This window comes from Myroides oncorhynchi, from assembly GCF_020905415.1.
Taxonomy (GTDB): domain Bacteria; phylum Bacteroidota; class Bacteroidia; order Flavobacteriales; family Flavobacteriaceae; genus Flavobacterium; species Flavobacterium oncorhynchi_A.
The window spans coordinates 1,127,501-1,141,227 of record NZ_JAJJMP010000001.1; the positions used below are offsets into that span (position 1 = coordinate 1,127,501).

General features: G+C 36.9%; 8 protein-coding genes, 3 tRNA genes and 2 rRNA genes (1 of these 13 cut by a window edge). 6 read left to right on the forward strand and 7 right to left on the reverse strand.

What is annotated here, in order from left to right; all coding sequences use genetic code 11:
* The 6 genes from LNQ81_RS04950 to rseP all read right to left on the reverse strand — a co-directional run.
* A 23S ribosomal RNA gene (locus LNQ81_RS04950) occupies positions 1 to 718 on the reverse strand (it extends 2,177 nt beyond the left edge of the window).
* Between the two features lie 134 nt (positions 719 to 852).
* Positions 853 to 926: transfer RNA gene (locus LNQ81_RS04955), tRNA-Ala, on the reverse strand.
* Positions 927 to 1,009: 83 nt separating this feature from the next.
* Positions 1,010 to 1,083, reverse strand: a tRNA-Ile gene (locus LNQ81_RS04960).
* Positions 1,084 to 1,161: 78 nt separating this feature from the next.
* A 16S ribosomal RNA gene (locus tag LNQ81_RS04965) occupies positions 1,162 to 2,679 on the reverse strand.
* Together the 16S and 23S rRNA genes with 2 tRNA genes alongside form the textbook arrangement of a ribosomal RNA operon.
* A gap of 1,394 nt (positions 2,680 to 4,073) precedes the next feature.
* Positions 4,074 to 4,147, reverse strand: a tRNA-Asn gene (locus LNQ81_RS04970).
* An 85-nt stretch (positions 4,148 to 4,232) separates the two neighbouring features.
* Positions 4,233 to 5,579: an RIP metalloprotease RseP gene (rseP, locus tag LNQ81_RS04975; RefSeq protein WP_229945054.1), complete on the reverse strand. Its 1,347-nt coding sequence runs from the start codon at positions 5,577 to 5,579 to the stop codon at positions 4,233 to 4,235.
* Between the two features lie 318 nt (positions 5,580 to 5,897).
* Here rseP and serS point away from each other — a divergent pair, with 318 nt between their 5' ends.
* The 5 genes from serS (at position 5,898) to LNQ81_RS05000 (ending at position 10,700) form a co-directional block, all read left to right on the forward strand.
* Positions 5,898 to 7,169, forward strand: coding sequence for a serine--tRNA ligase (serS, locus tag LNQ81_RS04980; RefSeq protein ID WP_229945055.1), 1,272 nt, complete (start codon positions 5,898 to 5,900; stop codon positions 7,167 to 7,169).
* Positions 7,170 to 7,285: 116 nt separating this feature from the next.
* Entirely contained in the window at positions 7,286 to 7,600 is a 315-nt protein-coding gene (locus LNQ81_RS04985; RefSeq protein ID WP_229945056.1) for a DUF4286 family protein, read from the forward strand.
* A 6-nt stretch (positions 7,601 to 7,606) separates the two neighbouring features.
* Entirely contained in the window at positions 7,607 to 8,386 is a 780-nt protein-coding gene (gene rsmA, locus LNQ81_RS04990; protein ID WP_229945057.1) for a 16S rRNA (adenine(1518)-N(6)/adenine(1519)-N(6))-dimethyltransferase RsmA, read from the forward strand.
* On the forward strand, positions 8,376 to 9,728 hold the full coding sequence (gene mgtE, locus LNQ81_RS04995; protein ID WP_229945058.1) for a magnesium transporter: 1,353 nt from the start codon (positions 8,376 to 8,378) through the stop codon (positions 9,726 to 9,728). The genes rsmA and mgtE overlap by 11 nt, the downstream gene beginning before the upstream one ends.
* Before the next feature lie 30 nt (positions 9,729 to 9,758).
* A complete protein-coding gene (locus tag LNQ81_RS05000) occupies positions 9,759 to 10,700 on the forward strand; it encodes a 2-hydroxyacid dehydrogenase (RefSeq protein ID WP_229945059.1) in 942 nt (313 codons plus the stop codon).
* 222 nt (positions 10,701 to 10,922) lie between these two features.
* Here LNQ81_RS05000 and LNQ81_RS05005 read toward each other — a convergent pair whose 3' ends face one another.
* Positions 10,923 to 12,743, reverse strand: coding sequence for a GNAT family N-acyltransferase (locus LNQ81_RS05005; RefSeq protein WP_229945060.1), 1,821 nt, complete (start codon positions 12,741 to 12,743; stop codon positions 10,923 to 10,925).
* Between the two features lie 194 nt (positions 12,744 to 12,937).
* On the opposite strand from LNQ81_RS05005, the gene LNQ81_RS05010 reads away from it, so the two are divergent.
* A complete protein-coding gene (locus tag LNQ81_RS05010) occupies positions 12,938 to 13,702 on the forward strand; it encodes an exodeoxyribonuclease III (RefSeq protein ID WP_229945061.1) in 765 nt (254 codons plus the stop codon).
* Positions 13,703 to 13,727: the final 25 nt, after the last annotated feature.

The window sequence follows — 13,727 nt, forward strand, 5'->3', positions numbered from 1 at the left end:
GTAGATCACACGGTTTCGCGTCTACCACTACTGACTAAAGCGCCCTATTAAGACTCGCTTTCGCTACGGATCCATGACTTAATCACTTATCCTTGCCAGCAACGGTAACTCGTAGGCTCATTATGCAAAAGGCACGCCGTCACTTCACGTAGAAGCTCCGACCGCTTGTAGGCGTATGGTTTCAGGATCTATTTCACTCCGTTATTCACGGTTCTTTTCACCTTTCCCTCACGGTACTGGTTCACTATCGGTCTCTCAGGAGTATTTAGCCTTGGCGGATGGTCCCGCCGGATTCAATCAAGGTTTCACGTGCCCCGACCTACTCAGGATACCACTATTCTTATCTTCTCTTACTTATACGGGACTATCACCCTCTATGGTCTACCTTTCCAAGTAGTTCTAATTCAATCCGCAAGAAATATCGTGGTCCTACAACCCCAAAATTGCCGTAACAACTTTGGTTTGGGCTATTCCGCGTTCGCTCGCCACTACTTGCGGAATCACTTTTGTTTTCTTCTCCTCCGCCTACTTAGATGTTTCAGTTCAGCGGGTTCGCCTCCTTATTGGATACTATGTCTTCAACATAGTGGGTTGCCCCATTCGGATATCTACGGATCAATTCGTGTGTGCCGATCCCCGTAGCTTTTCGCAGCTTATCACGTCCTTCTTCGCCTCTGAGAGCCTAGGCATTCCCCATACGCCCTTATTTTGCTTATGTGCTTACAATTCTTTCGAATCGTACTTTCTATAAATTTTAATATATTTCTATATCTTGTTTGTATTCTTTTCTAACTTTATTTTGTTAGTTAAGTTATCAATATGTCAATGATCGTTTTGGCTTTGAAAGCCTAGTGGAGAATATCGGAGTCGAACCGATGACCTCCTGCGTGCAAGGCAGGCGCTCTAGCCAGCTGAGCTAATCCCCCGTTTTTTCTATCGGTATCACTACCACAAAAACGGTTAGCTAACCTCTAGTATTTCCTTTTAATACATAACCTTAAGTATTTAGTAGTCCCGGGCAGACTCGAACTGCCGACCCCTACATTATCAGTGTAGTACTCTAACCAGCTGAGCTACGAGACTCTATACTTATTGTTTGTATCTTTTTTTTTTGGTATTAACAGCGAGAGTAAAGTTATTATAATCCTAATTATTCTCTAGAAAGGAGGTGTTCCAGCCGCACCTTCCGGTACGGCTACCTTGTTACGACTTAGCCCTAGTTACCAGTTTTACCCTAGGCAGCTCCTTGCGGTCACCGACTTCAGGTACCCCCAGCTTCCATGGCTTGACGGGCGGTGTGTACAAGGCCCGGGAACGTATTCACCGGATCATGGCTGATATCCGATTACTAGCGATTCCAGCTTCACGGAGTCGAGTTGCAGACTCCGATCCGAACTGAGACAAGCTTTGGAGATTCGCATCCTGTTGCCAGGTAGCTGCTTTCTGTACTTGCCATTGTAGCACGTGTGTAGCCCAGGACGTAAGGGCCGTGATGATTTGACGTCATCCCCACCTTCCTCACGGTTTGCACCGGCAGTCTTGCTAGAGTCCCCGCCTTAACGCGCTGGTAACTAACAATAGGGGTTGCGCTCGTTATAGGACTTAACCTGACACCTCACGGCACGAGCTGACGACAACCATGCAGCACCTTGTAAATTGTCCGAAGAAAAATCTGTTTCCAAATCTGTCAATCTACATTTAAGCCCTGGTAAGGTTCCTCGCGTATCATCGAATTAAACCACATGCTCCACCGCTTGTGCGGGCCCCCGTCAATTCCTTTGAGTTTCATTCTTGCGAACGTACTCCCCAGGTGGGATACTTATCACTTTCGCTTAGCCACTCAGACCGAAATCCGAACAGCTAGTATCCATCGTTTACGGCGTGGACTACCAGGGTATCTAATCCTGTTCGCTACCCACGCTTTCGTTCATCAGCGTCAATAAATACGTAGTAACCTGCCTTCGCAATTGGTATTCCATGTAATATCTAAGCATTTCACCGCTACACTACATATTCTAGTTACTTCCATATTATTCAAGCTCTGCAGTATCAATGGCCGTGTCCTAGTTAAGCTAGGAAATTTCACCACTGACTTACAAAGCCGCCTACGAACCCTTTAAACCCAATAATTCCGGATAACGCTCGGATCCTCCGTATTACCGCGGCTGCTGGCACGGAGTTAGCCGATCCTTATTCTTACAGTACCGTCAAGTCCCTACACGTAGGGAGGTTTCTTCCTGTACAAAAGCAGTTTACAATCCATAGGACCGTCATCCTGCACGCGGCATGGCTGGTTCAGAGTTGCCTCCATTGACCAATATTCCTCACTGCTGCCTCCCGTAGGAGTCTGGTCCGTGTCTCAGTACCAGTGTGGGGGATCTCCCTCTCAGGACCCCTAATCATCGTCGCCTTGGTATGCCGTTACCATACCAACTAGCTAATGATACGCATGCCCATCTTATACCGATAAATCTTTATTATTAATGTGATGCCACATCAATAAACCATGGAGCATTAATCCGAATTTCTTCGGGCTATTCCCCTGTATAAGGTAGGTTGCATACGCGTTACTCACCCGTGCGCCGGTCTCAAAGAAGCAAGCCTCTTCTACCCCTCGACTTGCATGTGTTAGGCCTGCCGCTAGCGTTCATCCTGAGCCAGGATCAAACTCTTCATCGTATATTTTTAATTTCGTAAATTAAAAACTATAATCCAAATCTTGCGATTTGCCTTACTCTCTTATTTGTATGCTGTCAATCCAATATGTCTATGAACGTATTCTTCTAGTCTTTATCACTTCTGTTTCAAAGCGAGTGCAAAAGTAAAAAACTTATTTGAATTAGCAAAATTTATTTTGAGAAAATTTAACCCCTCTTTTTCGCTAACCCCTCGTTTTTACTGAAGCGGACTGCAAAGATACTACCTTATTTTATTGTTATCCAAATTTATTTTTATAAATTTTTAAAACTATTTTTAAGTAATACTTGCTTCACTATTTTTATATGATCGTCTGCTTTTCGATCCCTAGTTACCGTGGTAACTACTTCTCTAATGCGGATGCAAAAGTAGCATCTTTTCCTTTACTTGCAAACTTTATATTGCCTTTTTTTGAAAGTATTTTATAACTCGCTATTATCCGACGTTTTAGCTAGTAAAGTTTTTTTTGCCTTTGGCAGGTTTCTCTTGTGGATGTGCTTCTGATAGGGGTTTTGATGTTGTAGTCTATATATTATAGTGTACTCTTATATATAGCGAGCTTGTTTTGGTTGCTTTCTATTATATCGCGTCCTGAGGCTGTAATACCTATTGTAGGTAAATATTGAGATTTCAAGTTCTTTCTTTACTCTTATATATAGATAGAAATGCGAATACCTCTTATATAACGTGTTTTTGATTAATTGTACCTTACTTTCTTGTTTTGGGCTGTGTCTATTTCTTATTATGTAAGTTTATTGTATTGTTTACAGCTACTTTTTTCTGTTAATCAGTTCTATTTTAACCTTCTACCTAGCTTTTGGACAAAAAGTAATATGCTTTTTTCGTTCTCATTATGTGTGTTTAAATTTACAACTAATTGTTTTTCAGTTATTAATACATATTTCTACTACTTCCATATAAATTGCCTAATACCTCCTAAGCCCAACAAACATCTACCTCTATACCATCCCCTTCAACATTACCACAAGATTGCTCTGCTAGAATACCTTTTTCTTGAAGAACTCTTGAAGAAGTATTGACGAAGTATTGAAGAGCTTACTTGAAAATAAAACGTATAAAAAAACCCGAAGCTATTCGCTTCGGGGTCTTATTTAATATATATTGAAGTTAAAAACTATTTGATCTTTAAATATTTTGCTTCATTAACTCTGAAAACAATTCTACACTTTTAATTCTATCATCTGTATTATAATGTAGTTAAAAACCGCAGACTTATATAAAAGCGAAAAGCGATACCTAATGATATCGCTTTTCAATCCCCTTAAAAAGTAAATTTCTCTACTTGTATTCTTGTTTTTAAAATTCTATAACCTTAAGGTTATAAAAAAAAAGCCAGTCAATGACTGGCTTCTCTGCTCCCTCTCTTGGGCTCGAACCAAGGACCCTCTGATTAACAGTCAGATGCTCTAACCAACTGAGCTAAGAAGGAAGGTGATATATTACCTTTATTGCGATGCAAATATAAAACGTTTTTTCATTCTTGCAAACACAACAAGCATTTTTTTAATATTTTTTTATTTGCCGAAGATGGCTTTATAAATATCGTTACCATTAGCGAACAACAATAAACCTATAAGTATAAAGAAACCAATCATTTGTGCTTTCTCTAAGAACTTATCACTTGGTTTACGCCCTGAGATCATCTCGTATAATAAAAACATTACATGTCCACCATCTAGTGCAGGAATAGGCAATAAGTTCATTACACCAAGCATAATAGACAGCATCGCTGTAATGCTCCAAAAAACTTGCCAGCTCCAGAACTGTGGAAAAATATCATAGATAGCTTTAAACCCACCTACTCCTTTATAAGCTCCTGTTTCAGGCTGTACAATTTTCTTTAACTGCCCAAAGTAACTAACTACTCTATCTTTTCCCATATGTAATCCCGCTGGAATAGCTTCTACTAAAGAATACTCTTCTCTACTGATCTCATACAGTCCAAGTTTTTGCAAATTATCAAAAGGCAACGCAGGTGCATAATATGTCTCCATCTTACCTTCTGCATTCACGTTTACATTAACTGTCATGTCATTTCCGTCACGATTAACAACAACAGGAATTGTCTTTCCTTTATTATCTTCTAGAACAGGGGCTACCATATCAAAAAATGGAGTATCAATTCCATTAATTGATTTCACGATGTCCTTAAGGGCTAATGTTTTTTCATTAATAGAATTCTCACTGAATCCAGAAACGATAAAAGGTATACGCAATCCAATAAAACCATTCCCTTTGTTCTCAGTAATTTGTCCTAAAAAATTAACAGGTAGTTTGACATGCTCTACTACACCATTTCGTTCAACTTCTATATCATTTCCCATAAGGATAGCCTCAGGAAGACTATTAAACTTCACAATCTCCTTACCATCTACAGTTAAAACCTTATCACCTGTCTTAAGACCCGCTTCTTCTAAGATTGGATTTTGCACCCAAATACCATTATTAATATCTTTATTGGCGATGTACGATTCACCATAAGTATAAGCCATACCAATATATATAAGAAAGGCTAAAATAAAGTTAACTGTTACACCACCTAACATAATAATCAAACGTTGCCAAGCTGGTTTCGATCTAAATTCCCAAGGTTGAGGCTCTCCTGCAAGTTGATCACTATCCATACTTTCATCCACCATACCAGATATCTTCACATATCCACCTAAAGGTAACCAACCTATTCCATAAACCGTATCTCCAATCTTCTTTTTAAAGAGAGAAAACTTAACATCAAAAAACAAGTAAAACTTCTCTACACGTGTTTTAAAAAGTTTAGCAGGAATAAAATGCCCTAACTCGTGTAAGATAATTAACAAAGACAAGCTCAATAAGAATTGAGATAATTTAATAAGTATATCCATTTTTATTTTTTACAAACTGTAATATTATTAAGACAAAAGTAAAATTTTACTTTAACTAATCTTACATTTTTTTAATTCAAGGCTTAAATTATCAATTCTTTCACATAAATCAAGAGAAGCAATTCGATATAAACCTATAAAAGGAACCTAAATACTAGTCACACAGAATAATCGCTACTACACAATGTTGATTTAAAAAAAACAAAAAACTACCCAATAAAATGCATATTGTTAGACAAAAGGCACAAAGAGGTAGGTAAAATAGCTGTTAATAGAAAACTATTTTCTAACTTTGCTTAACAATTAATATTTTATAATATGTTACAGATAGGTTTTATTAGAGAAAATCAAGATCAGGTAATAAAAGGACTTGCCAAAAGAAATCTTGATGTTGCTGATTTACTAAAAGAAGTGCTTGAATTAGATGAGAAAAGAAGAAGCACACAGGTGGAGTTAGACAATGTATTAGCTGAATCTAATAAACTATCCAAAAGTATCGGAGAGTTAATGAAGAGTGGTGAGAAAGCTAAAGCAGAACTTATCAAAGAAAAAACTTCAAACTTACGCGACCAAAGCAAACAATTAACAGAAGATCTTAATAATGTATCTGTATTATTAACAGAGAAGTTATATACTATACCTAACGTTCCTACAGACATCGTACCTGCAGGTAAAGATGCTGATGATAACTTAAATGTATTCGAAGCAGGTGAAGTGCCAACATTACATGAAGGAGCAATGCCTCACTGGGAACTTGCTAAAAAGTACGATATTATCGACTTTGAACTAGGTAATAAAATCACTGGAGCTGGATTTCCTGTATACAAAGGTAAAGGAGCTCGTCTACAGAGAGCATTAATCTCTTACTTCTTAGATAAAAATACTGGAGCAGGATATAATGAATACCAAGTGCCTCACTTGATTAATGAAGCATCAGGATTCGGTACAGGGCAGTTGCCAGATAAAGAAGGGCAAATGTATCACTCTACAGTTGATGATCTATACTTAATCCCAACAGCAGAGGTACCAGTAACAAATATCTTTAGAGATGTAATCTTACAGGAAAGCGAATTACCAGTTATGTGTACTGCTTATACACCATGTTTCCGTAGAGAGGCTGGATCATATGGGGCGCATGTAAGAGGTTTAAACCGTCTTCACCAATTTGATAAAGTAGAGATTGTACGTATCGAACATCCAGAAAATTCTTATAAAGCTTTAGATGGAATGGTAGAACATATTAAAGGTCTATTAAACGAATTAAAACTGCCATACAGAATCTTGAGATTATGTGGTGGAGATATGGGATTCACATCTGCACTGACTTATGACTTCGAAGTATTCTCTACAGCACAAGACAGATGGTTAGAAATAAGCTCTGTATCAAACTTCGAGACATTCCAAGCGAATAGACTAAAATTAAGATTTAGAGATAAAGAAGGAAAGAACCAATTAGCTCATACATTAAATGGTAGTTCATTAGCATTACCACGTGTCTTAGCAGGTATCTTAGAAAACTACCAAACTCCAGAAGGAATCGTAATACCAGAAGTACTTCGTCCTTACACAGGGTTTGATATCATCGACTAATTATTAAGTCAAATTAAAAGTATAATCTTATAACTAAAAGCACCAAATACTAGTAAACAGAGTTTTGGTGCTTTTTTTATCTTTGCACAAATAAAATAATTCCGCTTATTTAAATTATGATTATTTATAACGTTACAATTAATATACATGAGACTGCCCACGATACGTGGATGCAGTGGACAAAGAATGCTTATATACCTGCCATGCTTGCTACAGGTAAGTTTGATAAAGCACGTATCATAAAAGTATTAATTGAAGAAGAAATGGGAGGTAAAACCTATTCACTTCAATTTGAAACAACAAATAAAGAACGACTTGACCAATTCTACAAAGAAGACTTTGATCGTTTTGAGAACGAAGCGAAGAAGTTATTTGGAGAACTAATGTTGACATTCAAAACAGAACTACAATTAATAAGCGAACATCAATAACATACCATGGATAAAGTAAAAGCAAAAAAACATCTAGGACAACACTTTCTAACTGACGAAAGTGTAGCTAAGCGTATCGCTGACACCCTGACACTAGATGGATATAAAAAAGTATTAGAGATAGGTCCTGGTATGGGAGTGCTTACAAAGTACATCCTAGACAAACCCACAGAAACCTTCGTCGTAGAGATAGATACAGAATCTGTAGACTATTTAGGAGAACATTATCCTAAACTGCACGATCACATCTTTGCACAAGATTTCTTAAAATTTGACATTGTACGCGCCTTTAATCAAGAGCCGTTCGCTGTTATCGGTAACTTTCCTTATAACATCTCAACACAAATCGTGTTTAGAGCATTGGAATTAAGAGATTATATCCCTGAGTTCTCAGGAATGTTCCAAAAAGAAGTAGCACAACGTATCTGTGAGAAAAAAGGAACTAAAGCTTATGGAATACTTTCTGTACTAACACAAGCATTCTATGAAACTGAATATTTGTTCACTGTAGACGAGCATGTGTTTAACCCACCTCCAAAAGTTAAGTCGGGTGTGATGCGTATGCGTAGAAAAGAAGACTATAGCCTACCGTGTAACGAGAGACTGTTCTTCACTGTAGTAAAAACAGCTTTTAATCAACGAAGAAAAACGCTTCGCAATAGCTTAAAAACGTATAATCTACCTGAAGAAATCAGAGCACAAGAAGTATTTAACTTAAGACCAGAACAATTAGACTATAAACAATTTATAGAACTAACTAAGATAATAGAAGCCTATGGAGTTTAAAATCAGTAAAGAATCTTTACAACAATTCGAAGAATTAATAGCTGAAAACAATGAACAAGGATTATTAGACATCCTAAAAGACATACACTATGCCGATATAGCCGAGATTATGAATGAGCTTTCTGTAGAGGAAGCCATATACTTATTCGACATATTAGATAGTGAAGTCACAGCCGAAATACTTCTAGAATTAGATGAAGACGTCCGTGAAAAGATATTAAAGAATCTGTCCCCAAAAGAAATTGCGGAGGAATTAGATGAATTAGACACGGATGACGCTGCTGATATTATCTCCGAATTACCTGAAGACAAAAAAGAGGAAGTTCTTTCTGAGTTAGAAGATTTAGAACACGCAAAAGATATTGTTGATCTTTTGCGTTATGATGAAGATACGGCTGGGGGACTTATGGCGAAGGAGTTTGTATCTGTCAATGAAAATTGGTCGATACTAACTTGTGTAAAAGAAATGCGTAAACAAGCAGAGAACGTATCACGCGTTCACTCTATTTATGTATTAGATGACGATGGTCGTCTAAAAGGAAGGTTATCACTTAAAGATTTACTTACCTCTTCAACTACTACACACATTAGCGAGGTTTATATACGTAACGTAGATTATGTAAAAGTAGATACTAAAGATGTAGAGGTAGCCCGTATCATGCAGAAATATGACTTAGAAGCTATTCCAGTAGTAGATGAGATGGGTCGATTAGTTGGTCGTATTACGATAGATGATATCGTAGACGTTATTAAAGAAGAAGCAGATAAAGATTATCAGTTAGCTGCGGGTATCTCTCAAGATGTAGAGGCTAACGATAGTATTTTAATGCTTACACGTGCTAGATTACCATGGTTAGTATTAGCTATGATAGGAGGCTTCGTTGCCGTTAATGTATCGAGAAGTTTTGAAGGAGCTATGGAGAAATTCGGAGTATTGTTCTTCTTCACTCCCCTTATTGCAGCGATGGCAGGAAATGTAGGAGTACAATCTTCTGCTATTATCGTACAGGGATTAGCAAATAACACTATCACTGGTTCTATATGGAAACGATTAGGAAAGGAAGTAACACTTAGTTTACTAAATGGATTCTTACTAGCAATCTTGATGATGTTAGGTAGTCATTTCTTATTAGGAGTTGACTACATCATCGGTATTACTGTTTCTATTGCCTTAATCAGTGTAATAATTATAGCAAGCCTTATCGGTACTTTTGTACCTATTTTACTAAACAAATATGGCATAGACCCCGCATTAGCTACTGGTCCATTTATAACAACAAGTAATGACATCTTTGGTATTTTGATATATTTCTCTATTGCCAAAGTGATTTTAGGGTTTTAAGTTCCTAATTTACACAACTAGATTTTTAAAATGAATACTAAGAAAGTACTACATATCGACAGTAACCATCCTCTAATGATCACTCAGTTAGCAGCCCTAGGTTATACTAACGTAGAGAACTACACTGCTAGTAAGGCGGAGATAGAGGATATTATCCATGAGTATGAAGGAATCATCATTCGAAGTCGCTTCTCTATAGACCAATCATTCTTAGAGAAAGCTACTAATCTAAAGTTCATTGGTCGCGTAGGTGCAGGACTAGAGAATATAGACTGCATGTATGCAGAAAGCAAAGGCATCGCACTTATCGCAGCTCCGGAAGGCAATAGATCTGCTGTAGGAGAGCACGCTCTAGGGATGCTTCTAAGTCTAATGAACAAGCTTAATCTAGTAGACCAAGAAGTAAGACAGGGCATCTGGATACGCGAGGGCAACAGAGGTTTTGAGATAGAAGGAAAGACAGTAGGTATTATAGGATATGGCAATATGGGTAATGCTTTCGCTAAACGTCTTCAAGGATTCGACTGCGAAGTCATTTTTTATGACCTAAAAGATGGTCTAGAAAATCAATATGCGAAACAAGTATCCCCACAAGAACTACAAGAGAGAGCTGATATATTAAGTCTACATACCCCTCAGACATCTGAGACAATGTACTTAATTAATGAATCGTTTATTAACGGCTTTGCTAAACCTTTTTGGTTTATTAATACAGCCAGAGGAAAATCAGTGAATACCTATGACTTAGTCAATGCTTTAAAATCAGGTAAAGTAAGAGGTGCTGCACTAGATGTACTAGAGTATGAGAAGTCTTCATTTGAAAATATGTTCTCTGACAATAGTCTTTCTGAACCTATGCAATACTTAATCCAAGCAAAGAATGTACTGTTATCTCCACATATAGCGGGATGGACATTCGAAAGCAAAGAGAAGTTAGCGCAAGTTATTATTGATAAAATCAAGTTACTTTAAGAGTAATACACGTATAAAAAAGGCTTTATTCTGTAGAATAAAGCCTTTTTTATTTCTCTTAGCTAGCATATAGTCAGCTAATACTACCCTCGTGTCCACCAATACACACTTATTCACTCTCCTAATCACATCATCATTGCGTATTATCAAGATGTTGATTCTTTGGGACTTTATTCCATAAAAAAAGAGCTCACTATGGAGCTCTCTCTTATATATACTGTCTTATTTTTTGTTTTGCTCTTCTTGGATTTTGCGTTCTAACTCAGCTTCGAACTCCTCCATTACAGGCTTCACTGTACTTTCAGGTAAGTCTGCAATCTTGATATACATCAGACCATCGATAGCATTATTAAACAGTGGATCCACATTAAACGCGATAACCTTAGCATTCTGCTTAATGTATTTCTTGATTAATACAGGTACTCTCAACTTCCCAGGCTCTACATCTTCGATGATTTTATCAAATTTATTTAGATCCGCCTCAGCATCTCCGAATATTAAGTCCTTCTCACTATCCTTCAGGTTTACCTTATACTCCATCTTCGGTGTTACATACTGTGCGATGTACGGATCGAAGTAGTGAGATCTCATAAACTCTATCATTAATGATTTAGAGAAATCAGAGAACTGATTACTAATACTCACCCCTCCTATTAGGAACTTATGTTCTGGATATCTCAGCGTAGTGTGTATGATCCCCTTCCATAATAAGAACAGAGGCATAGGCTTCTGCTGATACTCTTTGATAATAAATGCACGTCCCATCTCTATAGACTGCGCCATCATAGGGTATAACTCAGACTCGAATCGGAACAACTCATTAAGGTAAAACCCGTTAATCCCGTACTTCTTATATATCTCAGCACCTAATCCCATACGGTAAGCTCCACAGATCTTCTCTGTCTCACTGTCCCATAAGAACATATGATGATAATACTTATCGTATTTATCAAGATCAAGTTCATTATTCGTTCCCTCGCCTACTTCTCTAAAAGTAATCTCTCTAAGACGACCTAGTTCAGTAAGGATATGAGGTATTTTATCCGATTTACACAAGAAAATCTCGTAGTTCTTCGTTTGTAGTAAGCGATGATCACCTTCTCTAAGTGCATTAACCTCTTCTAATATCTTTTCTTGCGGTTGTGGTTCGATTATATCTTTCACACTCTTTGGAAATTTGAAATTAAATGAAGGTACTTTAATCCACTTACGTGTATCTTCATCTTTATAAGCGTTTGATAAAAGATATGTCTTAAAACGCAAGAAGTTACCATAATCATTAATATCGTAGTGCTCATTCTGCTCTTCTACAGATATAGGTCTACCGATTCTTACTTTGATTACACGGTTTTTCTGTGTTAATAATTCAGAAGGCAACTTTGCTGTACGCAACGTAGGATTTATCTTTGACAAGAAATAGAATAACTTACTATTTGTTGCATGAAAATAAATAGGCACTACAGGTACATTTGCTTTCTTGATTAACTTAATAGCACCTTCTTCCCAAGGTTTATCTACTACAAGTTTATCATCTTGATAAGTAGATACTTCTCCTGCAGGAAAAATACCTAAAGGTTTGCCATCACTTAAGTGTCTTAATGTATCTTTTAACCCTATAACGCTAGATTTAGCATCTTTATTGTTCTCGAATGGGTTCACTGGCATAATATAAGGCTTCAGTGGTTCGATTCTATGCAATAAGAAATTAGCGATTATCTTAAAGTCAGGGTCATGCTCTAACATTAGTTTTAATAATAATATACCATCTATCCCTCCTAATGGATGATTAGAAATGGTAACATATGGCCCTTTTTTAGGCAGTCTTTTAAGTTCTTCTGGATCTATTTCAAATTCAATTTGAAACTCTTCTAAGATAGCATTTAAGAAATCTAAGTTTGTCAAATGCTTATTGCGGTCGTAAATTTTGTTTAACGTAGTGATTTTTAGCGTTTTCATTAATAACCATCCTGAGAAAGTTCCTAATACACCGTATTTATCTAAGTTAATTGCTTTTGCTACTTCCTTCGCCGTTACTAACCCCATTAAAATTCAAAATTAAGTAATACAAATATACTAAAATCTTTAGCTATTCCATTTTATTTTCTCAGACAAGACGTATTAAACTTCAAAAAGCGTTTATAATATATATAAATATCTGATTAAAACAAAGATAAGACATTTAATCAAAAGATATATTTTTTCTATTTTTGATTTTTCAAATTACTTAAATATTATACATGAAAGTTATCTCATATAATGTCAACGGCATTCGTGCTGCTATAAGCAAAGGATTTATAGACTGGGTACAAGAAGAAAACCCAGATGTCATCTGCCTTCAAGAAATAAAAGCAAAAGAAGATCAAGTACCAGTGGCAGATATCGCAGCGGCAGGATACCCATATCAGTACTACTACCCTGCTCAAAAAGCAGGATATAGTGGTGTAGCTATCTTGTGCAAAACAGAGCCTAAGAACATCGTGTTCGGGACAGGAATAGACTATATGGACTTCGAAGGACGCAACGTCAGAGTAGATTATGACACCGTATCTGTGATGTCACTATACCTACCATCTGCCTCTAATATAGAGAGACTTGACTTTAAATATAAGTATATGGACGACTTCTTTAACTACGTAGATACACTTAAAAAAGAAATCCCAAACCTTATCATCTGTGGTGACTATAACATTTGTCACGAAGCTATCGATATTCACGACCCTGTCCGCAATGCTAAGGTTTCAGGGTTCTTACCAGAAGAACGCGCATGGTTAGACAAGTTTATCAATAATGGCTTTATAGACAGCTTCCGTATGTTTAATACAGAACCGCATAACTATAGTTGGTGGACATACAGAGCTAATGCACGTAATAATAACAAAGGATGGAGAATAGACTACCACTTAGTGACTGAGTCATTAAGAGCTAAGATTAAGCATGCGACTATTCTACCAGACGTTAAGCACTCTGACCACTGCCCTATTTTAGTTGAAATAGATGCTTAAATATACCCACTAAAAACAACAAATA

What these genes read in the sequence shown, in the direction of transcription:
- rseP (WP_229945054.1), bottom strand. Translation starts at nt 5,579, where the DNA reads ATGGATATACTTATTAAATTATCTCAATTCTTATTGAGCTTGTCTTTG.
- serS (WP_229945055.1), top strand. Translation starts at nt 5,898, where the DNA reads ATGTTACAGATAGGTTTTATTAGAGAAAATCAAGATCAGGTAATAAAA.
- LNQ81_RS04985 (WP_229945056.1), top strand. Translation starts at nt 7,286, where the DNA reads ATGATTATTTATAACGTTACAATTAATATACATGAGACTGCCCACGAT.
- rsmA (WP_229945057.1), top strand. Translation starts at nt 7,607, where the DNA reads ATGGATAAAGTAAAAGCAAAAAAACATCTAGGACAACACTTTCTAACT.
- mgtE (WP_229945058.1), top strand. Translation starts at nt 8,376, where the DNA reads ATGGAGTTTAAAATCAGTAAAGAATCTTTACAACAATTCGAAGAATTA.
- LNQ81_RS05000 (WP_229945059.1), top strand. Translation starts at nt 9,759, where the DNA reads ATGAATACTAAGAAAGTACTACATATCGACAGTAACCATCCTCTAATG.
- LNQ81_RS05005 (WP_229945060.1), bottom strand. Translation starts at nt 12,743, where the DNA reads ATGGGGTTAGTAACGGCGAAGGAAGTAGCAAAAGCAATTAACTTAGAT.
- LNQ81_RS05010 (WP_229945061.1), top strand. Translation starts at nt 12,938, where the DNA reads ATGAAAGTTATCTCATATAATGTCAACGGCATTCGTGCTGCTATAAGC.